Origin of the sequence: Streptomyces sp. NPDC056503 (genome assembly GCF_042794995.1) — a bacterium.
Classification (GTDB): Bacteria; Actinomycetota; Actinomycetes; order Streptomycetales; family Streptomycetaceae; genus Streptomyces.
Genome location: NZ_JBHTST010000067.1, coordinates 1 through 25,928 on the forward strand (window position 1 = coordinate 1; position 25,928 = coordinate 25,928).

19 protein-coding genes are annotated in these 25,928 nt (G+C 71.1%); 7 read left to right on the plus strand and 12 right to left on the minus strand.

Features of this window, described 5'->3' with window-relative positions:
* Positions 1–129: 129 nt before the first annotated feature.
* The 4 genes from ACFQ8C_RS20720 to ACFQ8C_RS20735 all read right to left on the minus strand — a co-directional run bounded on the left by ACFQ8C_RS20720 (position 130) and on the right by ACFQ8C_RS20735 (position 5,059).
* Positions 130–1,143 (minus strand): NEW3 domain-containing protein, encoded by a 1,014-nt coding sequence (locus ACFQ8C_RS20720; protein ID WP_383459469.1) that lies wholly within the window; start codon positions 1,141–1,143, stop codon positions 130–132.
* A gap of 40 nt (positions 1,144–1,183) precedes the next feature.
* Positions 1,184–2,614 carry a Gfo/Idh/MocA family protein gene (locus ACFQ8C_RS20725; protein WP_383459471.1) on the minus strand — a complete coding sequence of 477 codons (1,431 nt, stop codon included), beginning with the start codon at positions 2,612–2,614 and terminating at the stop codon, positions 1,184–1,186.
* A gap of 268 nt (positions 2,615–2,882) precedes the next feature.
* Entirely contained in the window at positions 2,883–4,292 is a 1,410-nt protein-coding gene (aspA, locus tag ACFQ8C_RS20730) for an aspartate ammonia-lyase (RefSeq protein ID WP_383459473.1), read from the minus strand.
* Positions 4,293–4,339: 47 nt separating this feature from the next.
* Positions 4,340–5,059, minus strand: coding sequence for a FadR/GntR family transcriptional regulator (locus tag ACFQ8C_RS20735; protein WP_383459476.1), 720 nt, complete (start codon positions 5,057–5,059; stop codon positions 4,340–4,342).
* Between the two features lie 153 nt (positions 5,060–5,212).
* Here ACFQ8C_RS20735 and ACFQ8C_RS20740 point away from each other — a divergent pair, with 153 nt between their 5' ends.
* Positions 5,213–6,163: a helix-turn-helix domain-containing protein gene (locus tag ACFQ8C_RS20740; RefSeq protein ID WP_383459479.1), complete on the plus strand. Its 951-nt coding sequence runs from the start codon at positions 5,213–5,215 to the stop codon at positions 6,161–6,163.
* Positions 6,164–6,224: 61 nt separating this feature from the next.
* Here the strand turns inward: ACFQ8C_RS20740 and ACFQ8C_RS20745 are convergent, their stop codons facing one another.
* Complete coding sequence (locus ACFQ8C_RS20745) at positions 6,225–7,178, minus strand: TrmB family transcriptional regulator (RefSeq protein ID WP_383459482.1); 954 nt, start codon at positions 7,176–7,178, stop codon at positions 6,225–6,227.
* A gap of 209 nt (positions 7,179–7,387) precedes the next feature.
* Between ACFQ8C_RS20745 and ACFQ8C_RS20750 the strand changes: the two genes are divergently transcribed.
* From ACFQ8C_RS20750 to cysK, 3 genes are all read left to right on the plus strand, one after another.
* Positions 7,388–9,172, plus strand: a complete 1,785-nt coding sequence (locus ACFQ8C_RS20750) for a S8 family serine peptidase (protein WP_383459484.1) — start codon at positions 7,388–7,390, stop codon at positions 9,170–9,172.
* Between the two features lie 305 nt (positions 9,173–9,477).
* Positions 9,478–10,035, plus strand: a complete 558-nt coding sequence (gene epsC, locus ACFQ8C_RS20755; protein ID WP_383459487.1) for a serine O-acetyltransferase EpsC — start codon at positions 9,478–9,480, stop codon at positions 10,033–10,035.
* A gap of 49 nt (positions 10,036–10,084) precedes the next feature.
* Positions 10,085–11,011, plus strand: a complete 927-nt coding sequence (gene cysK, locus ACFQ8C_RS20760; RefSeq protein WP_383459489.1) for a cysteine synthase A — start codon at positions 10,085–10,087, stop codon at positions 11,009–11,011.
* 178 nt (positions 11,012–11,189) lie between these two features.
* Here the strand turns inward: cysK and ACFQ8C_RS20765 are convergent, their stop codons facing one another.
* From ACFQ8C_RS20765 to ACFQ8C_RS20775, 3 genes are read right to left on the minus strand one after another with little or no spacing between them, the layout of a single operon-like run.
* Positions 11,190–11,858, minus strand: coding sequence for a peptidoglycan DD-metalloendopeptidase family protein (locus ACFQ8C_RS20765; protein WP_383459492.1), 669 nt, complete (start codon positions 11,856–11,858; stop codon positions 11,190–11,192).
* A 9-nt stretch (positions 11,859–11,867) separates the two neighbouring features.
* A complete protein-coding gene (locus tag ACFQ8C_RS20770) occupies positions 11,868–12,584 on the minus strand; it encodes a peptidoglycan-binding protein (protein ID WP_383459495.1) in 717 nt (238 codons plus the stop codon).
* A gap of 19 nt (positions 12,585–12,603) precedes the next feature.
* Positions 12,604–14,124, minus strand: coding sequence for an esterase/lipase family protein (locus tag ACFQ8C_RS20775; protein ID WP_383459497.1), 1,521 nt, complete (start codon positions 14,122–14,124; stop codon positions 12,604–12,606).
* Between the two features lie 512 nt (positions 14,125–14,636).
* On the opposite strand from ACFQ8C_RS20775, the gene ACFQ8C_RS20780 reads away from it, so the two are divergent.
* Complete coding sequence (locus ACFQ8C_RS20780; protein WP_383459500.1) at positions 14,637–15,407, plus strand: BTAD domain-containing putative transcriptional regulator; 771 nt, start codon at positions 14,637–14,639, stop codon at positions 15,405–15,407.
* A gap of 129 nt (positions 15,408–15,536) precedes the next feature.
* Here the strand turns inward: ACFQ8C_RS20780 and ACFQ8C_RS20785 are convergent, their stop codons facing one another.
* A complete protein-coding gene (locus ACFQ8C_RS20785; RefSeq protein WP_383459503.1) occupies positions 15,537–15,722 on the minus strand; it encodes a hypothetical protein in 186 nt (61 codons plus the stop codon).
* Positions 15,723–15,894: 172 nt separating this feature from the next.
* Here ACFQ8C_RS20785 and ACFQ8C_RS20790 point away from each other — a divergent pair, with 172 nt between their 5' ends.
* Both ACFQ8C_RS20790 and ACFQ8C_RS20795 read left to right on the plus strand, forming a co-directional pair.
* Positions 15,895–19,287: a LodA/GoxA family CTQ-dependent oxidase gene (locus tag ACFQ8C_RS20790; protein WP_383459505.1), complete on the plus strand. Its 3,393-nt coding sequence runs from the start codon at positions 15,895–15,897 to the stop codon at positions 19,285–19,287.
* A 40-nt stretch (positions 19,288–19,327) separates the two neighbouring features.
* Positions 19,328–20,491, plus strand: coding sequence for an NAD(P)/FAD-dependent oxidoreductase (locus ACFQ8C_RS20795; protein WP_383459507.1), 1,164 nt, complete (start codon positions 19,328–19,330; stop codon positions 20,489–20,491).
* Here ACFQ8C_RS20795 and ACFQ8C_RS20800 read toward each other — a convergent pair.
* The 3 genes from ACFQ8C_RS20800 to ACFQ8C_RS20810 are packed head-to-tail and all read right to left on the minus strand — an operon-like array spanning position 20,448 to position 25,916.
* A complete protein-coding gene (locus ACFQ8C_RS20800; RefSeq protein ID WP_383459509.1) occupies positions 20,448–21,344 on the minus strand; it encodes an RICIN domain-containing protein in 897 nt (298 codons plus the stop codon). The genes ACFQ8C_RS20795 and ACFQ8C_RS20800 overlap by 44 nt on opposite strands.
* A gap of 50 nt (positions 21,345–21,394) precedes the next feature.
* A complete protein-coding gene (locus ACFQ8C_RS20805; RefSeq protein WP_383459511.1) occupies positions 21,395–23,563 on the minus strand; it encodes a hypothetical protein in 2,169 nt (722 codons plus the stop codon).
* 28 nt (positions 23,564–23,591) lie between these two features.
* Positions 23,592–25,916 carry a hypothetical protein gene (locus tag ACFQ8C_RS20810; RefSeq protein ID WP_383459514.1) on the minus strand — a complete coding sequence of 775 codons (2,325 nt, stop codon included), beginning with the start codon at positions 25,914–25,916 and terminating at the stop codon, positions 23,592–23,594.
* Positions 25,917–25,928 lie beyond the last annotated feature (12 nt).

Consider the following 25,928-nt stretch of genomic DNA (forward strand, 5'->3'; position numbering starts at 1 on the left):
ACGTCGCGTCGTACGCGGCCACCGCGCGCGGGGTCCGGTGGCAGACGAGACGAGGGCCCCGGGTGTTCCGGGGCCCTCGTCTCGTCAGCCGGGTGTCACGCCGCCTCCGGCGTCACGCCGCTTCGGAGGTCACGGCGCGAGGGCCATGTCGAAGAGGTGGATGTCGGCGTTGGCCGGCAGGACGACGAACGAGACCTGCTTGGCGGGGTCGAGGGGGATCGCGTGGGCGAAGACGCGGTACGCGATGCCGGCGTTGCCGTAGCCGCTCGGCCGGTTCCGCCCGTCGCTCGACGCCACGAGCGTCGCCCCGTGGGCGTTCGCGGGGTCGAAGGACCAGTTCGGGAACCCGAACGTGCCCGAGGTGGTGGTGCCGTCCGTGTAGTGCACGGTGGCGCTGCCGGTGGCGCCACCGCCCACGCCCGACCCGAGGAACACGAGCTTGCCGCCCGAGCCGGAGAGGGTCACGGCCTGGCCGGAGGAGGAGACGTTGTCCTTGCTGCCGGGGGCGACGTCCGGCCAGGTCAGACGGGCGCCGAGGGCGTTGACGGTGCCGCCTCGGGTGAGGCCGGCGGCGGCCAGCTTCTGCGCGGAGAAGCTGTTGCCCTCGCCGTCGTAGTCGCCCGGCGCGGTGTCGGCCTCGTCCGTGACGCCGACGTTGTTGTACACGGCGGCGAGGGAGGCCACCGGCGTGCCGCTGAGCTCGGTGCGGGTGCCCGTGGCGGTGCCGATGCCGTCGCCGCCCCGGTAGGTCGCGGTCGCGGTGAAGGTGCGGACGGTGAAGCCCGGGCGGCGCTCGGGCACCTGGATGCGGAAGGTGGCCCGGGCCGTGGCACCGGCCGCGAACGTGCCGTCCACCGTCTGGGACGACGGCTGTACCGCCCAGCCCACCGGCCCGGCGAAGGACACCTTCAGCGACCGCAGCCGGTCGGGTCCGGCGTTCTTGACGGTGACCTGCACGGTCGAGATGGCGGGTCCGTCGAGGTCGACGGCGGAGACGGCGACCTCCGTCTTCGCCTCTGCCGGGCCGGCCGGCGTCCCGGACGCCGGCCGCGCGGAGGCGGAGGCGGGGGAGAGGGCCACGACGGCGGTCACGGCCGCGGCCAGGGTTCTGAGGGCGGTGCCCCAGTGGCGGGGGTGTCTCATGTCTTCTGCTCCTGGTGAAGGGGTTCGCTCGGTGGGCGCGTCAGGCGACGGGGGGCATGTCGGAGGGGCGGGAGTCGAGGCCCAGGCGCAGGTTGACCCAGTCGCCGCGGGTGAAGTCCGGCACGGCCACCGGTCGGCCACCATTCGCCAGGGACATGACACTCAGGGGTACCGGTGCGCACCAGGCGGCGGAGTCGTAGACGTCGATGTCGGGGGCGAGGCCGGCCCGCATCTGCTGGACGGTACGCCACTGCAGGACGTAGTCCATGCCCCCGTGGCCGCCGTTGTTCGCGGCGTCGTCGCCGATCTTCTTCCACAGCCAGTGGTCGAACTCCTTGCGGTACGACCCGAAGTCCCGCCAGGAGTGCCCGCCGTGGTCGGGCTCCACGTAGACGCGTCCGCCGTCGGCCGACGCCACGCCCGCGTAGTCCTCGAAGATGCCCCGGCTGCCGGCGAGGGTGTTGATGCGGCTGTACGGCCGGGGCGAGCTGACGTCGTGCTCGGCCCGGATGACGCGGCCCTGGGCCGTGTCGATGAGACAGGTGACGAGGTCGCCGTTGACGTAGGTCTCGTTCCACGAGGGGTGCGAACGGTCGACGAAGCGGGCCCGGTAGTCGGCGAGGCCCTTGGGCTCGGTGGCGGTGGCGCGCAGGACGGTCATCCGGTCCCCGCGGTTGACGTCCATGGCGGCGGCGATCGGCGCGAGGCCGTGCATGGCGTAGAAGGAGGCGGTGCTGCGGGTGTGCCAGAGCCGCCGCCAGCTGTCGGTGTAGTACGTGTCGGAGAACAGCAGCGCGCGCAGGTCGTGCAGGTAGCCGCCGTGGCCGTTGGTGACGTCGCCGAACACGCCCTCGTGCGCCATCTTCAGCATGGCCAGCTCGTTCCGGCCGTAGCTGCAGTTCTCCGCGAGCATCAGGTGCCTGCGGGTGCGCTCGGAGGTGTCGACGAGGTCCCACAGCTGGTCGAGCTCGGTGGCGATGGGCAGTTCGACGATGACGTGCTTGCCGGCGAGGAGCGCGGCCTTGCCCTGCTCGTAGTGGAACTCCCAGGGCGTGGCGATGTAGACCAGGTCCACGTCGTCGCGCTTCAGGAGCTGCTCGAACGAGGCCGCGGTTCCTCCGAGTTCGGCCGGGCGGGGCTTGCCCTTGGCGACGAGCTGGTCGGCGGTCCGCTTGACCCGGTCGGCCCGGATGTCGCACACGGCGGTCACGACGCAGCCGGGCACCGCGGCCCAGCCCAGCGTCATGCCGCTGCCCCGGTTGCCGAGGCCGATGACGCCGACGCGGACGGTGGCGTGGACGTCATGGGCGACGCCGATCATGCTCTTCTGTCCGGGCCTGCGGCGGGGTGTGCCGGCCGCGGGCGCCGCGGCGGCTTCCAGAGCCGTCGCGCCGAGCCCGGCCATGGCTGCTCCGGTGGCGACCGCTCCTCCCATGAGCGAACGTCGGGAGAGGGAAGGGAACTTGGGCATGGCGCTCCTCGGTGCGAAGGCGGGCTCGTGTAGGGCACGACTCTGGCGGCGGTCACACCTCATGTCAATAGATGCTCGGAATAGCGCCTTCACGGATATCTTCAAGCAATCGGTGTGCATGAATCGCGCACCCTCTGGGCAGTGTCGAGGCGGAGGGCGCCGAGCGCGAGGGAGCGGGTGCCCGGAAACGCGGAAGGCCGCCCCATGGGGCGGCCTCTGGCGCGGGATCCGGTGCCGGGAGTGAGCGGCAGGATCCGGAAGGGAGGGCCTAGACGGACACCGCGCCGCCCGTCAGGGACTCGGGACGGAGGAGCGCGGCGAGGGTCTCCGGGGGCAGCAGCCGCTTCTCCTGGACCAGTTCGGCGACGCCGCGGCCGGTGGCGAGGGCTTCCTTGGCGATGGCGGTGGCGGCCTCGTAGCCGAGGTGGGGGTTGAGCGCGGTGACGAGGCCGATGGAGTTCTCGACACGGGCGCGCAGCGCGTCGGTGTTGGCGGTGATGCCTTCCACGCAGCGTTCGGCGAGCGTGAGGCACGCGGACCGCAGATGCGTGAGCGACTTCGCCAGGGAGTGCAGGATGATCGGCTCGAAGGCGTTGAGCTGGAGCTGTCCGGCCTCCGCGGCCATGGTGATCGTGATGTCGTTGCCGATGACCTCGAAGGCCACCTGGTTGACCACTTCGGGGACGACCGGGTTGACCTTGCCGGGCATGATGCTCGAACCGGCCTGCACGGGAGGGAGGTTGATCTCGGCGAGTCCGGCGCGGGGGCCGGACGAGAGCAGCCGGAGGTCGTTGCAGGTCTTGGAGAGCTTGACGGCGATCCGCTTCAGGACACCGGACAGCTGGACGAAGGCTCCGCAGTCCTGGGTGGCCTCGACCAGGTTGGCCGAGGTGACGAGCGGCAGGCCGGTGATGCCGGCGAGGTGGCGGCGGGCGGCTTCCGCGTAGCCGGCGGGGGCGTTGAGGCCGGTGCCGATGGCGGTGGCGCCGAGGTTGATCTCGTGGAGCAGCTCGATCGCCTCCGACAGGCGTGCGCGGTCCTCCTCCAGCATCACCGCGTACGTGGAGAACTCCTGGCCGAGCGTCATGGGCACGGCGTCCTGGAGCTGGGTGCGGCCCATTTTGACGACGTCGCGGAACTCCTCGGCCTTGGCGGCGAAGGCGTCCTGGAGCACCCTCATCGCCGAGAGCAGACCCCGGGTGGCGAAGACGGTGGCGACGCGGACGGCCGTCGGGTAGACGTCGTTGGTGGACTGGCCGAGGTTGACGTCCTCGTTGGGGTGCAGGTGCCGGTAGTCGCCCCGGGGGTGCCCCAGCAGTTCGAGGGCGCGGTTGGCGACGACCTCGTTGGCGTTCATGTTGGTGGAGGTACCCGCGCCGCCCTGGACGACGTCGACGACGAACTGCTCGTGCAGGGCGCCGGCGCGGATCTCGCGGCACGCGGCGACGATCGCCTCCGCTTTCCCCGCGGGCAGGAGGCCGAGGTCGCGGTTGGCCAGGGCGGCCGCCTCCTTCACCGCGGCGAGGGCGTCGACGAGGTTCGGGTAGACGGAGATCGGGGTGCCCGTGATGGGGAAGTTCTCCAGCGCGCGCAGGGTGTGGACGCCCCAGTACGCGTCGGCGGGTACGTCCCGGTGGCCGAGCAGGTCGTGCTCGGTGCGGGTGGCTGCTGCGGCCATGCGGGTGTCGGCCTTCCTTCGGTGGCGGTACGGGACGGGGGGTGCGGTCACGCCTCGGCCGCGCCGCCGGAGGCGGGGGAGCGGACGATGGCGCTGAGGGTGTTCTCGACGCGGTCGAGGTGGTGGGTCATGGCCTCGACCGCGTCGTGCGCGGAGCCGTCGGCCAGAGCCTCGACGATCAGCCGGTGCTCGCGGTTCGACTGCTCCCGGCGGTCGGCGAGCCGGGTGAGGAACGCCGACTGGCGGGCCAGCGCGTCGCGGATCTCCTCGATGACCCGCCGGAAGACGGGGTTCTGGGCGGCTTCCGCCACGGAGAGGTGGAAGAGGGTGTCCATCGCGACCCAGGCGGTGAGGTCCGTCTCCCGTTCCATGCGGTCGAGGATGTGGTTCAGGTGGTCGAGGTTCTCCGGGGTGCGGCGCACCGCCGCGTACCCGGCGATCGGGATCTCGACGTGGCGCCGGACCTCCAGGAGATCGCCGGCGGAGTAGTCGCCGAAGGTGGGGTCCTCGACGGTGCTGGCGATCACGAAGGTGCCCTTGCCGGTCTTCGACGTCGTCAGCCCCAGCGTCTGCAGCGCCCGCAGGGCCTCCCGCAGGACCGGGCGGGAGACCTCCAGCGTGCGGCAGAGCTCGGCCTCGGAGGGGAGCTTGTCGCCGATGGCGTACTCGCCCCGCTCGACGGCGCCCCGGAGGTGGGTGAGGACCGCCTCCATGGCGCTGACGCGCCGGGGGACACTTGCAGCTGTCTGGCTGTCTGACAGGTTCACGGGGTCGATCCTCCGAGGTGTCGGCCGGGGTGTCAAGCAGGGGACCCCGCGCTCGCTGTCGTATCCGCGACAGCGTCGGCTTTCCGACATGTCGGATCGGGTGCGGTCGTGCGTAGGGTGCTCACGTTCTCGCGGCATGGAGAGGGTGGGCGGATGGTGCTGGGGCCGTTCGGGGTCACGGAGGCGGAGGAGCGCGCGTACAGGTTCGTGCTCGGGGTGCCGGACTGCACGGTGGCGGACGTCGCGGAGGGGATCGGCGCCGAGGCCCGCGCCGCACGGCGGCTGCTGAGGGAGCTGGAGGCCAAGGGGCTGGTGTGCCGGCTGAACGGCACGCCGGTGCGCTACCAGGGGGCTGCCCCCGACCTGGCCATCGAGGTCCTCGCCCTGGTCCGGCACCGGCAGATCGAGCAGGCGAAGCTCGCCGCGAGCGAACTGACCGACCTGTGGAGTGCGGCCGAACGGGGCCGCCACGTCCCGATCGAGGTCGTCCACGGGCGTGACGTCAACACCCAGCGCTTTCTCCAGACCCAGCTCGCCGCCCGCCGGGAGGTGCTGACCTTCGACCGTCCTCCGTACCTGGAGGAGGGGATCGAGCCGCAGCACGATCTACAGGTCCAACGCATGGCCGAGGGAGTCCGCTACCGGACGGTGTACGACCGGTCCTCCCTGGCGGAGCCCGGCCAGATGGAGCGCGTGCTCGCCCTGGCGCGGGCCGGCGAACAGGCCAGGGTGTACGACGGCGTGCCGCTCAAGCTGCTGGTCACCGACGGCTCGACGGGTCTGGTCCCGTTCGCGGTCTCGGGTGTCCGGCGCAGCGTGGTGCTCGACGCCTCGCCACTGCTGGACGCCCTGGTGGTGCTGTTCGAGCTCGTGTGGGAGCGTTCGGCTCCGCTGTGGGCGTCGGCGCCCACCGGCGTCGACCCGGTGAACGAGCGGTTGCTGGGTTTCGCGGCGGCGGGCTACACCGACGAGTCGATCGCCCGCATGACGGGGCTGAGCAAGCGCACCGTCGAGCGGCGGATGCGCCAGATCATGGACCGGCTGGGCGCGCGGACGCGCTTCCAGGCCGGGCTGCAGGCGGCCCGCAGCGGCCTGCTCGGCTGAGGAGGGCGCTCCCCGGACGGCGAAGGCGCCGCCGTCTCCACGGCGTTCGGCCGGGCGCGGGTCAGCCGATCAGACCGAGCCGCGCGGCCTGGATGCCCGCCTGGAAACGGGTGCGCGCGCCCAGGCGGTCCATCAGCCGCCGCATGCGGCGCTCGACGGTGCGTCTGTTCACGCCCAGCCGGCGCGCGATGATCTCGTCCGTGTGACCCGCCGCCGCGAAGCCGAGCAGCCGCACGTCCTCCTCGCTGATCTCGTCGGCCGCCCTGCCGCTTCCCCACAGCGGGGTACCGCGCTCCCACTGGGCCTCGAACAGCGCGAGCAGGCCGTCGAGCAGGGGGGACGCCTTCAGCACCAGCGTCTGGCGTTCGTCCGCCAGGACGAAGGGGACCAGCGCGGTCGTCCGGTCCGCGATGAGGAGCTTGAGCGGCAACCCGTCGACGACGCGGGCCTTCTCGCCCTGCCGGTTGAGGATCCGGGCCAGCTCCAGCTGCTCGGTGTCGGCCAGGGCGGTCCGGTCGTACACGGTGCGGTAGGTCACCCCCTTGGCCATCAGCTCCAGCTGGACCTCGGCCTGCGCGGGCACCCCCGCGAGGACGTAGGGAGGCATGTCGAAGGTGAGCACCTCGGTGCCGGTGGAGCGCTGGACCTGCTGGAAGTACCGGATGTTGGCCTCGGCGCCCTGCACGATCTGGACGGGCGGCTCGTGTTCGATGCGGCCCTGCTGCCAGAGGGCGGTGAGCTCGGCGGCGGCCAGCTTGGCCCGGTCGATGCGCTGGTGCAGGGTGTTCGCCAGGACCGAGAGGGCCAGGTCGGGGGGCGCGGGCCGGAACCTGGCAGGCCGTGTGGGAGTCCTGGTCACCAGCCCCTGGCCCTGCAGCTCGTGGAGCGTCCGCCGTACGGCCGTGGCCGGATGGCCGCTCGCTTCGGCGAGTTCCGCCGCCGTCCGTTCCGGATGGCGCAGCAGTACCTGGTAGAGGTCTTCCTGCTGCGCGGAGATTCCCAAGGCGTCCAGCACGGACGGCATCCTATCGACCGCCGGGGCGGCGCGACGGTGATGGCGGTCCGTCACTTTCCCTCCCTCGTCTGCCCGGTGGGCCCGGCCCGCACGCCTCGCTCCCCGTACGTGTCGGATAACCGTCACTGTCGGGTCTGCCACGCCTCAACAGCCCCTCACGGCCCTACCGTTCTCCGCATCCCCGACCCCCCCTCTCGCACGGAGGAAGCATGAGACGGACCGCGATAGGCGCCGTACTGGCCCTCGCCACCGCCGCCGGCCTCGCCGGAACCAGCCCGGTGGCCGCGACCCCGCAGCCGGCTTCCGGCTACATCGTCGTCCTCAAGGACGGCGTCACCACCGACCCCGCCTCGTTCGCCCGCTCCGTCAGCGGCGTCCAGCTGCGCTCGGTGTACCGCTCCGCCCTCCACGGCTTCTCCGCACGGCTCACCCCCGCCGCCGCGGACGCGCTGCGAGCCGACCCCGCCGTCAAGTACGTGGAGGCGTCCGCCCTCGGCCACGCCGACGCCCAGACCATCCCCAACGGCGTCAACCGCACCTTCACCGCCCCCCACACCGGCCTGAAGGTGGGGGACGGGGCCGACCAGCGCACCGACGTCGACGTCGCCGTCATCGACTCCGGCACCGACTACTACCACCCCGACCTGAACGTGGTGCGCCGCGTGAACTGCGTGGGCGTCGCCTCCTGCGTGGACAACGCCGGAACCGACGACAACGGCCACGGCAGCAACGTCGGCGGCATCATCGGCGGCCTCGACAACGGCATCGGCCACGTCGGGATCGCCCCCGGCGCGCGCCTGTGGTCCGTCAAGACCCTCAACAGCGAGGGCTACGGCACCACCGAGGAGATCGTCAACGGCATCGACTGGGTGACCGCCCACGCCGACGAGATCGAGGTGGCCAACATCTCCATCGGCTTCGACGGCACCGAGCAGGCCGTCGTCGACTCGGTCAACCGGGCGATCTCCCGGGGCATCGTCGTGGTCGTCTCCGCCGGCAACGACCACCGTGACGTCTCCCACCAGAGCCCCGCCAACATCCCCGACGCGATCACCGTCTCCGCCCTCGCCGACGCGGACGGCAAGCCCGGCGGCCAGGGCAGCTTCGCCTGGTGCAACAAGAACGACAAGAACACCGACGACTCCCTCGCGAACTTCAGCAACTTCGGCAAGGGCGTGGACATCATCGCCCCCGGCGACTGCGTCCAGTCCGCCTTCAGGAACGGCGGCTACTCCAACTACAACGGAACCTCGCAGGCCGCCCCGCACGTGGCCGGCGCCGCCGCCTGGCTCACCCGCGGCCCCCACAAGCCCAAGGACCGGGCCGGAGTCCTCGCCGTCCGCGACAAGCTCGTCAACGCCGGCAACTCCCACTGGAACGACACCTCCGGCGACGGCGCCAAGGAGCCGCTCCTGGACCTCCACGACCCGGCGCTCTTCCCCGCGGGCGGCACCGGCGGCCCCGACGCCACCTTCACCGGCGCCTGCGACACCACCGGCAAGACCTGCACCCTCGACGCGGGCCTGTCCACCGGCAGCGGCCTCTCCTACCGCTGGGACTTCGGTGACGGCACCACCGCCACCGGCGTCAAGCCCACCCACACCTACGGCGCCTTCGGCCTCTACCGCGTCAAGCTGACCGTCACCGACGGCAGCGGCCGTACCAGCGGCAACAGCACCTACCTGCGTGCCACCGACCCCGCGCTCAACGAGAAGCCCGTCGCCGCCTTCAGCCGCTTCTGCACCGCGGCCGCCTGGTGCGGCTTCGACGCCAGTGCCTCCTACGACCCCGACGGCACCGTCGCCTCCTACCGGTGGAACTTCGGCGACGGCACCACCGGCACCGACCTCAAGCCGGGCCACACCTACCCGGCCGCCACCGCCACCTACACCGCCAGGCTGACGGTCACCGACGCCAAGGGCGCCACCGGCACCACCACCGCGACCATCACCTGTACCAAGCAGACCTACCTCACCACCTGCGCCGCCTCCTGACGCAGGTCCACCAGCGGCCCGCCGGCCCGAAACCCCTACGACGCCGGCGCGCCGGCGACGCGCCGGTCCGACCCCCATCGGACCGGCGCGCCCCGCGTTCCCGCGCCGGTCCGACGGAACGCCGATGCGCACCCGCGTCCGGGCGCGGCCGCCTCAGGCCCTCGCCCCTGGTACCCGCATCTCACCCTTCAGTCATATGACATCTCACTCCTCAAGCCGTCTTTGGAACAAACCGGCGACCCTGCATAGAGTCGGCGGAGGGGAACCGCCGGGGCCGGAGGCCGACGGGCAGAGGAGCGAGCGGAGTGCTTGACGACATCAGGGCGGCGCTGGCCAAGGATCCGGCTCTGCGAGGCGTACGCAGCGCGGAAGTGCTGCTGTACCCAGGGCTCTGGGCGGTCTGGGCGCACCGCGTGGCACACCGTCTCCACCGTCTGGGCGTCCCCTTCGTACCGCGGGCCGTATCCCAGTGGATGCGCGCGGTGACCGGCATCGAGATCCACCCCGGCGCCGTCATCGGACGCCGGTGCTTCATCGACCACGGCATGGGCGTGGTGATCGGCGAGACGGCGGTCCTGGGCGACGACGTGATGCTGTACCACGGCGTCACGCTCGGCAGCAGGGGCTGGTGGACGGACGGCGGCCACGTGGACAAGCGCCACCCCACCATCGGCGACCGGGTCGTCCTGGGATCCCACGCCTCCGTGCTCGGCCCCGTCACCGTGGGGGACGACGCCATGATCGGTGCGCACGTGCTCGTCGTGCGCGACGTCGCCGCGCGAGCCACGGTCCGGGCCCCCGCGTCGGTGACCGTCGCGCCCGCCGTCCCGGACCAGGCCGCGGCCCTGGAGTACTGCATCTGAACCGTGCCCGCGCCCCGGGCCGGTACGTCCCCGCATCGAGAGGAACGCCTTGAACGCCGTACATCCGTCCATCACGCACCTGGTCGGCCGCACCCCCATGGTGGAGCTGACGAGGTTCGGGAAGGACCTGCCGGCCCGCATCATCGCGAAGCTGGAGTCCTTCAACCCCGGTGGCAGCGTGAAGGACCGCATCGCGCTGGCCATGATCGAGGACGCCGAGGCGTCCGGTCGGCTGAAGCCGGGCCAGCACATCGTGGAACCCACCAGCGGGAACACCGGGGTGGGCCTGGCCATGGTGGCGGCGGCCAAGGGATACCCGGCGACGTTCACGATGCCCGAGAGCATGAGCGTGGAACGCCGCGCGCTGTTCAAGGCGTACGGCGCCGACGTGGTGCTCACCCCCGCGGCCGAGGGGATGCGGGGAGCCATCGCGCGCGCCGCCGAGCTCGCCGAGACCCACGGCTGGTTCCGGCCCGAGCAGTTCGACAACCCCGCCAACCCGGAGATCCACCGGCGCACCACCGCCCAGGAGATCTGGCAGGACACCGACGGCCGGGTCGACGTCTTCGTCGCGGGTGTCGGCACCGGCGGCACCCTGACCGGCGTGGGACAGGTCCTCAAGGAGAAGAACCCCACCCTGACCGTGGTCGCGGTGGAGCCCGAAGCCTCTCCGGTCCTGTCCGGAGGCCAGCCCGGCCCCCACCCCATCCAGGGCATCGGAGCCGGCTTCGTGCCCACGGTCCTCGACACCGCGGTCTACGACCGCGTGCTGCCCGCGTCGATCGAGGACGCCCGTGCGACCGCCCGCCGCCTGGCCCGCACCGAGGGCATCCTCGCGGGCGTCTCGGCCGGAGCCGCCCTGCACGCGGCCACCCTCCTCGCCCGTGAGCCCGAGCACAGGGACGCCGTCATCGTCGTGATCGTGCCCGACACGGGAGAGCGCTACCTCAGCACCCCCCTCTTCGAGGACGAGTGACCGCGCTGCGGTGACAGGCCGTGGCCTCCCGCCCCGTTTCGGGCGGCCCTGAGGCGGGCCCGGGGGCGGGAGATCCGTGAACTCCTTCCGCCCCCTCACTCCGATGCGTGGTGAAGGACGAGCACGGCCTTCACCACGTCGGTGATCCGGTCGGCGCGGCAGCGGAGCTTCCGCCCGTTCAGTAGACGGGCTTCGCCACCTTGCCGTAGGCCCACGTAGGGCCCTTGGACATCTCGAAGTGCAGATGCGGTCCGGTGGAGTTTCCTGTGGTGCCGACTCGGCCGAGCTGCTGCCCGGCGTCGACCTTCTGGCCGGCCTTCACCTGCCGCTGCGAGAGGTGGCAGTAGGTGTAGACGTGACCGTTGTCCGCCGCCAGACCGATCCACTGACCGTACGCCCCGCCCTCGCCGTTGGACCAGGCGATGGTGCCGCTGCGTACGGCTACCACGGGGGTGCCGCTCTGGGCGGCGAAGTCCTGCCCGGTGTGCCGGCCGACACCGTCCGGCTTCCAGGCGTAGGGGCCGCGCTCGTAGAACTCGAAGGTGACCTTGTGTCGGGGCACGGGTGACGGCGCCCGGCCTGCGCCGACGGACGCGTCCCGGCAGTCCACGCCGAAGCCGGCGTGGTGGCCGAGGGCGGTCAGGGAGGTGCAGCCGGGTATGCCGTCGGCGTCGGCTCCCTTGAACCCCTGGTCGAGCTGTTCTGCCCGGTAGGCCGCCTTGGTCTGGTCGCCGAAGTACCCGGTCGCCCCGTCGGGGATCTCGCGGCCGCGGGCGATCAGGGCCTTCTGTACGGTGCGCACGTCCTCGTTCTCCTTGCCGAACTGGACGTTGGCCAGGACCACCATGACGGGCTCCTAGTATCCGTGGGGTGTGCGGTTCGGGTCCGCCTGCTGGACGCGGGCGGCGAAGTTGGAGCCGGACTGGTTCACGTGGTAGCGGTCGCGGACGTAGTTGATCGTCGCGCACATGGACGCGACCACGTCGTAGGGCGTGGTGGCGGTGCCGGCCTGGTGATAGGCGGCGAACGTGGTCGGAATGCACTGGGTGGCGCCGCGGGAGCAGTTCAGCGGACGGCCATCGGCGACCTTGCTGCCGTGTGCGTTGACGTCCCAGGCGTTGACCCGCTGCCCGGGGGCGTTGTAGGCGGACTCGCGGCGGGCGATGGTGGTGAGCGCCGGAACGCCGAACCTGGGGTCCATGCCGGTCAGTTCGCACGCCTTGCGCGCATAGCGCTGCATGGCCGCCTCTCCGGAGTCGTCGCCGGGGTCGTGGTAGGTGACCTGGGCGAGACTCAGCCGTCCTCCGCCGGCGGCGGACACGTCGGCGCAGTCCACGGGGAAGCCGATGCTGTGGCCGAGCGCGGTCAGGGAGGTGCAGCCGGGTGCGCCGTCGGCGTCGGCTCCCTTGAAGCCCTGGGCGAGTTGCTCGGCCCGGTAGGCCGCCTTGGTCTGGTCGCCGAAGTATCCGGTGGCGCCGTCGGGGATCTCGCGGCCGCGGGCGATCAGGGCTTTCTGTACGGTGCGTACGTCCTCGTTCTCCTTGCCGAACTGGACGTTGGCCAGGGCGACCATGATGTCTCGCTCTCTCTCGTCAGTTCCATTCGGTCGCGACGAGGCGGATGCGCGCGTCCTCACCGAGGATCGTCGTGGTGGAGTCGGGCAGAGGGATGTGGCTGATCCATCTGCCGCTCGCCGGATCCTCGTCGGCCAGGTCCGGGCCGGTCGGCTCGTAGTCGCTGATGGGACCGACGATGGTGGAGTTCCAGACGGCCCGCAGTACCGGAACTCCGGCTTCGCTGCTGACGTCGACGATGAGGATGTCGTCGAAGTCGGCCGTCTGCTCGATGTGGTCACGGAAGTCCAGGAATCCGTTGTCCCGTTCGCGCAGGGACAGGATCCGCAGGTGCAGCGCGTACCGCAGGGTGCCGCTGCCGTTCGGACTGGCCAGGTTCTCGCACAGGAAGGTGCTCACCATCGGCACGGCTCCGTCGCCGTCCACGCCGGGCTGTGTGCCGCTGCCGAGTTGGATCGGGCACCACTGGGCGCTGGTCCGCTCGTGCATCACGATCTGCAGGCCGCGGATCGACAGTCCGGTCTCCGCCTGCCACACCGTGTTCTTCTCCTCCGGCAACCGGACGTGGACGAGGGCGGACTCCACCTTCAGGTCACCGAACAGGAACCGTCGTAGATTCTGGTAGCCCTCCTCGGAGTTGACGAGCCCGTAGCGCCCGCTGTGGCTGCGGTGCACATAGGCGCAGAAGGCTCCCGGCACGTAGGCGTTGTCGATCTGCACCAGGCCGTCGCTGCGGGGTCCGACCACCGCGGACGACAGTCCGTGCGCCACGTCGTAGTCGCCCGGGTTGGTGCCCACCAGGCAGAAGACCTGCCGGTGAGGGAAGGCGAAGGGCTCCCCGGTGGCGGGCATGGCACGCGGATCCCAGTTCTCGGGCGGCTCGTCGGCCGCGGTGGCGCCCGGGGTCAGGTACTGGTACATCCGCTCGCGCCCGAAGATCTCGGCACCGTTGATGCCGATGGCGTCCCGCAGCCGCTCCAGCATCCCGAAGCCCAGGTCGAAGGCGATACCGCCGTGCGGCGTGCCGTAGGTGAACAGCTTGGCGACGTAGGCGGTCGGCTCGATGCCGCGTTCCGGGAGGACCTTCTGGATCAGGCAGCGGCAGATGAGGCCGCCCATGGAGTGGGCGACCAGATGCACCCGGTCGACGTGGGCCTTCGCCCTGAGCTCCTCGATCAGTTCGAGCAGGTCCTGCGCGGCGTCCTCGACGCGGAACTCCTTGGGTGTGCCACCCCATGTGCTCGCGGACGGATCGTAGAAACGGTGGATCCAGACGCTGTTGGCCGGGATCTCCGCGTGGGTGTCCAGGTACGTCTCCTGGCTGCCCTGGACGAGGAGCTGATAGCCCTCGTCCACCATCAGCCGCAACAGCGGGCTTTCGAACTGGTAGAAGCTCGGCTTGTTGTCCGGTCCGATCCGGATGTGGGTGGAGCCCGCGTTGAATCCGAGGAACGGGTCCGTCACCGCGCTGTCGATGCCGGACTGACCACCGGCGAAGCCCCGGACGTAGATGACGGGGATTTTCTGGGTCTGCGACATACGGGCCGCCTAGGGTCGGCATTCACCGGCACCCGGGAGCCAGGCAGCCGGATCGTCGATGAAGATGTGGGAGAGATGTCCGCCGAGGGCGGGGAAGCGCGCGTCGAGCTGATGCCGCAGGGTTTCCAGGCCGTTCGCGACCCGCCGGCTCATCATGGCCTCCCGGGGAACGTCCCTTGCTTGTTCTTCCTCCAGGTGGACTCACCCGCCGTGACCGAAGTTAGGGAACCGCCGTCAGCCCGGCGTCACACCACCGTCATCGCGGCCGCTTCCACGGCGCGCCGATGGGCGGAGAGCACTCCGGTGACCAGCGGTAAGTCGCCTTCGGCGCGGTCGATCGGTGAGTTGCAGAGGGAGAGGGAGGGGCAGAAACTGGTGGGGACAGGCCTTGTCCGAGGCTGTGGACCCCGAAGCCGAACCGACGGATTCCAGCGGGCCGTGAACCAACGCCGACGAGACGGTACGGCTTTGGAGAGGCGCCCTCACGCGAGACCCCGGTGCGCGAGGCGATCATGAACGTGACTCCCTCCGCTCAGTTGCGGTTGCTCGGTCGGTTCCGACTGGAGTTCGGAACGCAGAGCGTCGAGCTGTGCCGCAACGGTCAGCGGCTCCTGGCCTTCCTGAGCCTGCGCGAGAGCGTGCCCCGTACGGTCCTCGCCGGCACGCTGTGGCCCGAGGTCACCGAGGAGCACGCCAGGGGTAGCCTGCGCACCACTCTGTGGAAACTCCCACGGGGCGAACTCTCCCTCGTCCGCTGCTGCGGAGACGTACTGCTGGTCACCCCGGCGCTGCGCGTGGACGTCCATACCCTCACCCGTACGGCCCTCAGCGTCGTGGCGGGCTGCGGCCCGCCACCGTCCCGCCATCCCCCGCTCGGACTCCTCACCGGAGAAGACCTCCTGCCGGGCTGGGACGAGGACTGGGTGCTGCTGGAGCGCGAGCGCCTGCGGCAACTGCGGTTGCACGCCCTCGACTCGCTGGCGGAAAACCTGATCGAGCAGGGCAGGACCGCACTGGCGATGGAGGCGGCGTGGGCCGGCATACGCGCCGAGCCGCTGCGCGAGAGCGCGCACCGGGCCGTCGTGTCCGCGCATCTCGCGGAGGGCAATGTGGGCGAAGCGCTCTGTCACTACGCGTCGTTCCGCACCTTGTTGAACGACGAGCTGGGCGTCGAGCCCTCGCTTCGGTTCACCCGCCTGCTCGCCGAGCGGCTGCCGCCGCGGGCCGCGGCAGGACACCACGGGTACATGATCGGACCGCCGCGTGACCGATTCCACGCCTGACGGAAGAGCGCGCCCTTCACCGGAGCGCTCGTGACCCCCGGAACGTTCCGACCGTCACACACGGACCCGGCCGCCGGTCTCCGAGGGGATGCGGCGCCCGGGTCGGAGCGCGTCCTTGTGCCGGAGGCATCAGCCCCGGCCGTACCTCCTCGGCTCGGGAGCGGGCGTTTCCTCCTGCGCGACGGTCTCGGCAGGAGCCTTCTCGGGCGCCTGGCTCTCCTTCTGGCCGCTCGGCGCGTCCTGCTTGCGCTGCTTCTGCGCTTCCTTCGAGGCCTGTTCGGCGCGCAGGGCTGCCTTGTCTTTGGAATCGGCCACGACAACCACTACTTTCGTGAGAATGGTGTCCGGATTCGGGATCCCGCCCGTCCCATTCTAGTCGCCGGGGCACCCGTCAACCTCTGGAGCCACTGCACCACACAGGTGACAAAACGCGTCCTGGTCAGGCCGCTCTTCGTGTCGGCCGCAGGTCTCCGGTGAACTGCTGTCCATGAATCTGGACGACGTCGTACGGTGTGAGATCCATCCGTCCCTCGGCATTGCCCGGGTGGGGAACAGCCCGACGGAATTCTTCATCGGTCCGGAAGCGCCGGGTGTCCCGCCGCGACCCGCCGGGGGCTTCAAGGACGGCGAGGGCCGCGTCAAGCGGCAGGCGGCACGTTTCCGTGTCTACGGTTACGCGGCGGACGGCACCGTGCTGGGCGAGCTGACCGCGGAGCACGCGGAGATCTCCTGGACGGTGGAGCTCGCCAACACCAAGGGCGCCTGGTTCAAGTTCGTCGGGCGGTACCAGGACGGGGCGGAAGACGGGGAAGCCCGGGACCCGAGGGCTCGCCGCAACCAGGCTGTCGACGTCGACGACCCCGAGGCCCGCTCCGGGCTCGCCGTCAGACCCGGCCCGCGCACCGTCACCGGGCCGGACCAGTCGGGTCCCGGCGCGCGATTCGATACCGGCACGTTCCTCGGCACACCGGTACCCCTGGGTGAGCTGCGCACCGACGACGACGGCCGACTGCTCGTCCTGGGCGGCTCGGGGCAGTCCGGCACCACCCGGCCGGACAACCCGGTCGTCCATTTCGCCAACAACGACTTCTGGTACGACGACGTGTCCGACGGCCCCGTCCACGCCACCGTCAGCCTGCGCAACGGAAACGCGCCGCTGCGGGCACAGCCGGCCTGGGTACTGGTCGCACCGCCCGACTTCTCTCCCCACACGGAGAACCTCGTCACGCTCTACGACGTGCTGGCGGAGGCCTCGGGACACGAGCAGCCCGACTCCGTCTCCTTCACGCGGGACATCGAGCCGATCCTGCGCCGCGTCAGCGACTACCAGTGGGTGAACGCCGCCGCGCTGCGTGGGCACGGCGAGGGGGAGCCCGGCCACTTCCTCGCCCCCGCGCTCCTCGGGCAACTGGCATCGAGCGGCCCGGGGACGGCCGAGCTCCGCCGGTCGGTCTTCCGGCGGCTGCGCGGTCCCGGAGCCGGGGTCGCCGAGGCCACCTCCGTGTACATGCCCCAGCTCGCCGGAGACGACGGGGAACCCCTGGACGGCAAGCCGGGCAGATGGATGTCCCTGCTGCCCGGACAGTACGAGAGGATGCGCCTCTGGGCGGAGGGCGACTTCATCCCCGACTGGACGGGCCGGGCGCCCGCCCCGGCGGACCCCGCCCCGGACGACGCGCCGCACGCCCTGGTACGGGCCGCCCTCGAAGCATGCAGCGGGGGACCCTTCTACCCGGGCATCGAGATGACGTACATCGCCCAGGACCCCGACTTCTGGGCGGCTCCCTTCCGGGTGCGAGAGGACCTCGAGCCCGGCGACCTGACCAAGTACCTGGCCCTGCCGTGGCAGGCCGACTTCTACGAGTGCCACACCCACTGGTGGCCCGCCCAGCGGCCCGACGACGTCTACCCCGAGACGCACTTCCTCTCCCTGCTCCGCGCGGCCGGCGAGCAGGCCGACCGGGGCATCGGTCCGACTCCGTACCGCCGGCCCTGGGCGCGAGGCGTCGGGCAGCAGATCGTCCGCAGACCGAAGCCGGTCCGCATGGCCGGGGAGAGCGACACCGCCTACGACACGAGAGTGGACGACCGCTGGAGGCGGCTGCGCGCGCACGCGGGCGCCCAGGACATGGTCGGGCAGTGGAGCCGGCTCGGCTTCGTCGTGGCCCGGCAGACACCCGACGGCAGCCGCGTCCTGGTCGAGACGGAACGCGCCGACCAGGTCGGCCCCAGCCACCGCGACTGGTTCTACGTGCTGCAGCATCCCGACCGCTTCCCCGACCAGGTGAAGGCCTCCCGGGCGTTCGCCCAGTCGTTCCTCGCCGAGGCGGTGGCCGTCCAGCACGATCCCGCCGTGCCCCAGACACTGCGGCCGTTCCGCTACACGCGGGAGAACCTGGAGGAGCGGCTGGACCTGATCTACAGCCGGCTGGCTCAGGACGCCGAGGCGTACCATCCCGCCGACCCGGACGCCGAGCAGGTGTTCCGTACCCGGGACTCGGTCGTCGAACGGGTCAAGCAGATGGCGCCCTTCAACCTCCTCGACGGGGTGTGGCTGCGGCACATCACGGAGGCCAAACCCATGGACGACGTCCGTGGCCTGTTGTTCTCGATCTGGAAGGAGGAGGTGGGCGACGGCAATCCGGCACTGAACCACTCCACCCTGTACCAGAACCTGCTGCAACAACTCGGCATCCACCTGCCGCCCGTGGACTCCTACGCCTTCGCCACCAGGACCGACCTGCTCGACTCCGCGTTCACCGTCCCGGCGTTCGAACTGGCGATCTCCTGCCATCCCGAGGCGTTCTTCCCGGAACTGCTCGGCATGACGCTGTTCCTGGAGTGGGAGGTACTGGGCGTCGTTCCCCTGGCGAAACTCCTGGACCACCACGGCATCGAGTCCCGTTTCTTCCGCATGCACATCGGCATCGACAACGCCGCGGACGGACACGGAGCCCGCGCGCGCGACGCCGTCATGCGCTACCTCGACCAGCTGCACACCCTCGGCGGGGAGGAGGCCGTCCAACGCCAGTGGGAGCGCATCTGGAACGGGTACGTGGCCTTCGCGGTCACCGGCAACCTCGGCGAGGAACTGGTCGCGCACCTGAAGTCGCCGCCCACGCCCGAGGAGCGGCTGGTGCGCATGATCAGGGACAAGGCTCCACGGGCCGCCCTCAACCACGAGGGGAAGATGCTCGGGGGCAGCTACCTCAACGACTGGTTCGCCGATCCCGAGGGGCTCCTCTCGGCGCTGGCCGCCTCGGAGTGGATCGTCCCCGGAGATCCGGCCGGGAGCCCCCTGTTCCGCCTCCTGCGCTGGAACGGCCCCATGTACAAGGTGTTCGACGAGGAGGAGAGCGAGGTGTGGCGGGAGTGGATCCGATCGCTCGCCGAGGAGCCGGCCGAGCGGCGCGCCTACTCCCCACTCGAGGCCATCCTCCTCCTGGCGGACGCCGTACGGACGCGGCCCGACGGCCTCCTCTCCGACAGCCGGACCCTGGCCGGCCCCCAGCCGGGCAACCCCGACCGGCTCGTCGAGCGTCCGGTCGCCTGGTGGTGCCTCCAGCCGGCCCCCGCGCTCCTCGCGGCGCTGACGCATCCCGCGAACACGGCGGACGGCTCGGGCGGCGACGGCCGGCCGAGGGCCGCCACGGACCTCCTCCACGAGTTCTTCGGCCCGGCGGATGCCGCCCGGCTCGCCCGTGACCTGCCGGTCTCCCGCACGGTGCGGCAGATCGTGCAGGACTGGGTGGCGGCCGGGTGCCCCCTCCCCGCCGCCGGCGCTCCGGACACGCGCGTGAGCCTGTCGACCACCCAGCCCGTGCCCGAACCCGACAGCCCGCTGCGGCTGCGCATCCAGGGCATGGGCAGCATCCATTGAGGCGGCCAGGGCATCGCAAGAGGGCGGGAGGCGGCACCCCGTGACACGGCCCCGGCACAGCCCGGACGTCCTGGTCGCCGGCGGCGGCCCCGCAGGGGTGGCCGCGGCCCTCACCCTGGCGTCCCGGGGCGCCGACGTCGTCCTCGTCCATTCCGCCCCGGAGCCGGGACGGCACGTCCTGGAGAGCCTGTCACCCCTGGCCCGACCCCTGCTGCGGGGACTCGGCGTGCTGGACCGCTTGCCTTCCGCATGCCACGCGCCCTGCTACGGCAACCAGTCGTCCTGGGGCGGGCCGGCCCTGAGGTCCTCCGACTTCCTCCACGGGCCCTACGGAGCCGGCTGGCACGTGGACCGCGCGCCGTTCGACGCGGCGCTGCGCCGGGCGGCCCGCGCGGCGGGCGTGCGACTGCACGCCGGCCGTGTCCGATCGGTGGCACGGCACGGCAGCCGGTGGCGGGCGACCCTGTCCGGGACGGTGATGACCGCGCCGTACCTCGTCGATGCCACCGGAGCGCGTGCCCGGCTCGCCCGCGGACTCGGCGCACGGGTGGTGCACACCGACCACCTGGTGGCCGTGACGGCCGAGGCGCCGGTCGTCCTGCCGGTACCTGACGACCCGTACGGCACACGGGGAGGCCCCGAACGCACGTCGCTCGTGGAGTCCACACCCTTCGGCTGGTGGTACACGGCGTCCCTGTCGCACGGGCGGCACGTCCTCATGGCCGTGACGGACGCGGACCTGGTGGCCGGCGCGGGCCTGCGGACACCGGAAGGCTGGTGGGCCGCACTGGCCGCCACCCGCCACGTGCGTACCCGGGCGGCCGCGCACCGGATCACCCCACCGGACCGACTGCGTGTCCTGCCCGCCGGCACCTCGCGCACGCTGCCCCCCGCCGGCCCGGGCTGGGTGGCGGCCGGGGACGCGGCCGCCGTGACCGATCCCATCGCCGCCCGCGGCATCACGCACGCCCTGGCGACGGGGATCGCGGCGGCCACCGCGCTGACCGAGGAGGCCGAGGGCGATCCCCGGGCCCCGAGCCGCTACGCGGCGCTCGTGGACGCCGTGCACGACGAGTTCCTGCGCGCCCGTGCCGCCTGCTACCGCGGGGAGGAGCGGTGGGACACCCCTTTCTGGACCCGCCGTGGCACCCATGGGGGCGTCACTCGACAGGCAGCAGGCGCCACGCCTGGTTCCTCCCGTTGAGGCACGTCCACTGCTCCAGGTACGCGCCGGGAGCGGGTGCGCTGAAGAGCGGGTTGTGCGCCGTGAGGCACTTGTCGCTGTGCCGCGAACGCAGCTGCCAGGAGCCGTCCTTCTGCGTCCACAAGGACCACACGCCGCCGCCCGACCAGTCGCAGTCACCCAGGACGACGCGGGTGCCGTTGCTCTGCCCCGCCTCCGCCACGGTCAGGCACCGGCCCGACGCCCGGTCCCGGATCAGGAAGGCGTTCTCGTGCGCCTTCAGGTCTCCGCGTCGCATGAACTGGAACCGCTGGGAGTCCTTGCCGTTGTCACGGGCGACCTTGGTGCCCGCCCCCGCTTCGGTCGACGGACCCTGAGCGTCGATCACCAGCGCGCCCCCGGTCGTGCCCGCACCCGGTGACGGGCCCGTGGCGGGCGGCCGCCCGGCGATCGTGTACGTCGTGTCGGGGTAGAGGAACGGGTGGGCGTTGCCGCCGTCCGACCGCGCGGTGGCGGCCCAGCGGTCGGGTGCCTCGGCGTTGTCCTGCCACGCCTGCGAGCGGACCTCCGGATCGACGCACGTGAGGTCGTCCGGCGTGCCCTCGCGCCATACCCAGCCCTGCCGACACGTCGCGGGGCCGTAGTCGCCGCCGTCGGGACTGCGTCGCTCGTTGGCTTGGCGGTTGTCCTCGACCACCTGATCGTGGATCTCCGGCTCGACACAGACGTGGTCCTCGGGCGTCGCCAGACGCCACTCGTACCCCTCCACGCAGGAGTCCGGCCCCGGGGGAGCCGCCCCCCACGCGGTGCCGAGGCCGGTGGTCGCCAGGACAAGCGCGGCGACCACCGCGACCCGGTGCCTGGTCACTGTCATCGCGTCTCTCCCGTTCGTGCGGTACTGCTCCGGCCCCGTGCCGACTGCCGTCAGGCCACCGGAGTGACGAGGAGGTTCCGTCCCACCACCGACTCCCACGGGGAGAAGGAACCGGTGCCCTTGGTGGCGACGTTGCGCCGCCGGTACTCGAACTTCGGCTGGTCCGGGTGCAGATCCGCGACCAGGTCCGAGAAGCCGAACGGGATGTCGCTGGTCGCCTCGGGCGCGTCGCGGGTGAGGCTCACGGTGACCGCCTCGGCGCTGCCCCGTCGTATCTCGACGTCGATGCCGAACACGTCGGCCAGTTCGGGCGGAAGGGTCTCCGGGTGTTTGAGCTGGTAGCTGCTCACGTTCACGCGCGACATCAGGCCGGTGGACGTGCCCAGTTCGTGGACGCGTTCGAGCATGACCGCGGGATCGATCTTCACCGTGACTCCGGTGTAGTCGAGGGCCAGCGAGCTGACCGTGCGCGGATCGATGGGTTCGGCCTCGGCCTGGGTGAGCCGCAGCAGCACCTCACCGTTTCCCACGGGCGGGTTGGCGGGCGGTCGGAACCCGGGCGCGCCCGCGGGGGCGGCCTCGGCGGCGGGCTGCACCGGTGCCGCGTCGGGCCCGCCCAGGGAGAAGGCCGCGGGGGTGGCCGCGACGCGGGCGCGGTCGACCGGTACCCCGGTGAGCGGGTCGTTCACGAGCAGGGCCGCCACCACCCCCGACACATCGGCCCGCACGGTGCTCGGGGAGCGGACCTTGGCGTAGAACGGGGGAGTCCAGCCCGCCGGCCAGGTGGCGGCGTCCGGGAAGGGGGCGGTGATCTGCTCCGTGGTGAGGAAACCGTCGTCGGGCCGGTCGAGCCTGATCCGCACCGGCACGTCGCGCTGTACCTTCGCGGTTTCGTCGTCGGGTGACTTGCGCAGCATCATCACGACCCGGCCCTCGACCCCGGTCGCCGCGCCGGTCGCCGGGGCGAGCAACCGCGCCAGCAGCGTGTAGTACTCCATGGAGCAGTCCTGCACGAGCTCGAAGCCGCGAGCGTCGATCGTCGTGTTCCCGGCCTCCGTGCCGAGGGTCCTGCCCCCCAGGTCCTGCAGCCAGGAGGACTCGTCGAAGGTGGCACTGGCGTAGCCGCCCAGCACCAGCTGCGGGTAGGCGGTCCCTTCCACGTCGGCGATGGCCGCACGCAGGCGCTCCATCGACTCCGGGTCCAGCCAGGGCACCATCTTGAAGCGCACCCTGACCTTCCAGGCCTGGTCGGGGCCGGCCGCGGCGTCCGGTGCCGCGTTCGGCCGCACCAGCAGCACGCTCATGGCGGGAGTGCCGCGTTCCGGGTCGAAAGCCAGCCGGTACTCGCTGGGGAGGACGAAGTACTGGTTGGGCATGGGCGACATCTGCCACAGCCCCGCCGGGCTGTCCATCCACACGTTGTCCGGGTCGAGTCCCTGGTCCGCGCCGGCGCCGCTCTTGAAGTTCCAGTGGTAGTAGATGGGGCGGTTGGGCTTGTCGGACGTCGGGAGGTAGGCGGCGATCCCACCGCCCCCCGGGCCGAGCAGCATCGACGATCCGGACACCTCCAGCCCGGCCTCTTCCTCCGGGGAGAGCTCCGGGAGGATCTCGCCACTGAGGGTTTCGTTTTCCCACACCCGGTAGGACGCGGTCCCGTTGACGACGATGGCCGCGTTCATGTCGTACTGCAGCACGTCGGCGGTCGCGGCGGCGTCCACCTCGGCGGCGAGGGCGAGACGCCGCACGACACCCGGGCCGGGCACCGGCAGGTCGGTCACCGACGTGAAGGCCACGGTGGCCTGCTCGTCGGTCGTGGTGAGGACGGCCGTGAGGTCGCTCAGCGGCACCGGCCGCGCCTCGGCCGGAGCGGTGTCCGGCCGGACCAGGTCGATCCACACCAGCAGGCTCCACCTGCCCCCCTCGTCGGCCTCCAGGAACACCGCGGGCGTCCGCGACCGCTTCGAGCGGGCGGGCAGGGTCGCCACCGGCACGAAGCAGTCGCCGTGGACCCCCGACACGACCTCGCCGGGTTCCTGGGGAGCCGTGGACACGAGCGGGATCCGGTCGGCCTCCGGCTCGGCCCGCCGGGCCATCAGGTCGTTCAGGAGACCGGGCTCGAAGGTGTCGCCGGTCGCGGTCAGGGTCTGTCCCGTGGCGCCCGCGAGCCCGGGATCCAGGTCCAGCGTCTCCAGGTGCGGGGCTTCCGTTTCGTCGCTCATGACGCAGCTCCCTTCGGACGGCCGTCCGTCACAGCTCGACCACGAGCAGCTTGTCGTCGGTGGTCGTGGCGGGCACCGTCTTGCGGGTTCCGTCGACGCCGTAACCGTCGATCTCGTAGGTGTAGGTCGTCGCGGCGGGGTCCTTCAGGGTGACCTTCCACGACTGGTCGACGGCGTTGTCCGGAGTCAGCTTGATCGTCTGCTCCTGCACCGCGTGCGTGGCCGGGTCCTCGTACCGCAGCGTGACGACGACCAGCTTCCACTTGGTCATGTCCAGCGCGGCCGCGGTGACCGACACGTTCAGCAGCGAGCTCTTCACCTCGCCGACCTGAACGGTGCCTTCCTGGCCCGTCTGCCACTGCCCGGGCGTCGTCGTCCCGTCGACGTAGGTGACGTCGGCCTTGTACTGGAACTCCCGGTTCTTGGCGGAGGGCAGGTCGACGTCCCAGCGCCACGGCGTGACGTTGTCGGTGAAGATGTAGGTGCCCTCGCTGTGGTACGAGGCGGCCTCGTCCGCGTACTTCGTGGACAGCACGATCGACTGCAGCGGAGGGAAGAGGCCCTGAGGCACGAAGGTGGCGCTCATGCGGTCCTCGAAGGGCGCGTCGATGAGCAACCGCGAGGCGGAGGAGCGCTGCGGCGGGGTCGTCATGCGGCTGCCGTTCACCAGCAGGAACTCGCAGCTGTACTCGTACTCGGGGGACGCCTGGCCGCCGGTGTAGCTGAACCATCCGTCCTCGACGGTCTGCTGGTTGAGGATGACCGTCTTCGTGGCCGACGGGAGGTTCACGCCGGGCAGCTTCAGGTCGACCTGGACCGCCTGGACCGTCGTCCACGGCACGGTGCCGGCCACCACCTTGACGTCGACACAGCTCAGCCGGTCGTAACCGAGGATGAGACTTCTCTCCCGGGTCGGCTGTGGGGCGATGTCGCTGGACGCCTGGGCGGCCTTGTAGTGGAGCCGGCTGGCGTAGGTGAAGGTGTCCTTGGGCGCTCCCTGGGCGTCCTTGGCCAGCGTGGTGCGGAAGTAGTAGGTCTCGGTTCCCTTCAGGAAGTCGAAGGTCTCCGACTTGGTCTTGACCTCGCCGGTGCGGTCGTCGGTCTGCCGGTAGTCGAGGGTCACCTGGATGCCCGCGATCGGGTCGTGCTCGAAGTCGGCGGTCACCCGGACCGGGACCTGAAGGGTGTGGAAGATGGGCGTGTTGAGGTCGGCCTCGATGAACGCCTTCTCCAGCTGCGCCTGGGTGACCATGTTGACGAGGGCCGCGCTGGGGTACGTGCAGAAGGTCCGGGCGATGTTGCCGTGGAAGGTCGATTCGAAGTCCGACTCACCCGTCTGCTTGAACTCGGCGAGGTACAGCTGGTTGCCGCCGGTGACCGTGGTACCGGGGGGCTTGAAGTTCTGCATCGGGTCCGTGCCCAGCTTCTCCTTGTTCAGCTCACCCGTGATGAGGGGCTTGCAGAACATGGACTGGAGGTACCCCGTCGCGATGTCCAGGACGAACTTCTCCAGTTGCTCGCGCATCTTGTCGTCCGGCTGGCCGATGTCGAACTTCGTGTACTCGACGTGGAGACTGCCGGACAGGTCCTGCAGCTCCTTCAGGCTGTTCACCTGAGGCCACCTGCGAACGGGAACGCCGTCCTGGGTGTCCACGACCTGGATGTTGTTCTTCAACTCCTCGTGCACCGCTTCGGCGTGGCCCCTGATGGTGACCGTGACCGACGGAATGCGGGCCATGAACTGGAGGCTGTAGGCCACGTGGGCGGGCAGCTTGCCCGTGCCGAGCGTCTCCCGGAAGAGCCGTATGCCCTCCTGCCCGAGCGCGATGGAGAAGCTGGCGACGTTCGACTCGGTCAAGGACGGCTTGACCTTGTTGTCCCCGGGCTTGATGAACGTGGGGCCCAGGGCGGAGGGGAGGGCGAACTGGACGTCGCCCTCGACCCAGGTGGGATAGGCGAGTTTGGGTTCACCGGTCACCGGTCCGCGCCATTCGAAGCCGACCTCCGATTGGGACAGCACGGGCCGGGGCATCTGCATCGCCCCTGACAGGACCTGGCTGCGCAGGTACGTGAGGATCTTCTCCCGGTCCTCCGGCGGCACCGTGCACTCGACGGTCAGGGTCATCAGGCCGCCCTCGGTCTCGCCGGCCGGCAGCGGTGCGTCGATGCCCGCCAGCAGGCTCATGTCCCTGGCGAAGGCGAAGATGGCGAGTTCCGGCGTCGCGTTGTCCGGGCCGAGGGCGGCACGGACCCGCTGCGGAACCATCCAGAACTGGAGCGGGTCCTCGTCGTCCTGGTAGATGTCGACGTGACTCACGTCGGGAACCACGAACTTGTGGAGCAGGTTCAACATGACGTGCTCTCC

Coding starts and splice junctions, on each gene's coding strand:
- ACFQ8C_RS20720 (WP_383459469.1), bottom strand. CDS start 1,143: ATGAGACACCCCCGCCACTGGGGCACCGCCCTCAGAACCCTGGCCGCG.
- ACFQ8C_RS20725 (WP_383459471.1), bottom strand. CDS start 2,614: ATGCCCAAGTTCCCTTCCCTCTCCCGACGTTCGCTCATGGGAGGAGCG.
- aspA (WP_383459473.1), bottom strand. CDS start 4,292: ATGGCCGCAGCAGCCACCCGCACCGAGCACGACCTGCTCGGCCACCGG.
- ACFQ8C_RS20740 (WP_383459479.1), top strand. CDS start 5,213: ATGGTGCTGGGGCCGTTCGGGGTCACGGAGGCGGAGGAGCGCGCGTAC.
- ACFQ8C_RS20750 (WP_383459484.1), top strand. CDS start 7,388: ATGAGACGGACCGCGATAGGCGCCGTACTGGCCCTCGCCACCGCCGCC.
- ACFQ8C_RS20765 (WP_383459492.1), bottom strand. CDS start 11,858: ATGGTGGTCCTGGCCAACGTCCAGTTCGGCAAGGAGAACGAGGACGTG.
- ACFQ8C_RS20770 (WP_383459495.1), bottom strand. CDS start 12,584: ATGGTCGCCCTGGCCAACGTCCAGTTCGGCAAGGAGAACGAGGACGTA.
- ACFQ8C_RS20775 (WP_383459497.1), bottom strand. CDS start 14,124: ATGTCGCAGACCCAGAAAATCCCCGTCATCTACGTCCGGGGCTTCGCC.
- ACFQ8C_RS20780 (WP_383459500.1), top strand. CDS start 14,637: ATGAACGTGACTCCCTCCGCTCAGTTGCGGTTGCTCGGTCGGTTCCGA.
- ACFQ8C_RS20790 (WP_383459505.1), top strand. CDS start 15,895: ATGAATCTGGACGACGTCGTACGGTGTGAGATCCATCCGTCCCTCGGC.
- ACFQ8C_RS20800 (WP_383459509.1), bottom strand. CDS start 21,344: ATGACAGTGACCAGGCACCGGGTCGCGGTGGTCGCCGCGCTTGTCCTG.
- ACFQ8C_RS20805 (WP_383459511.1), bottom strand. CDS start 23,563: ATGAGCGACGAAACGGAAGCCCCGCACCTGGAGACGCTGGACCTGGAT.
- ACFQ8C_RS20810 (WP_383459514.1), bottom strand. CDS start 25,916: ATGTTGAACCTGCTCCACAAGTTCGTGGTTCCCGACGTGAGTCACGTC.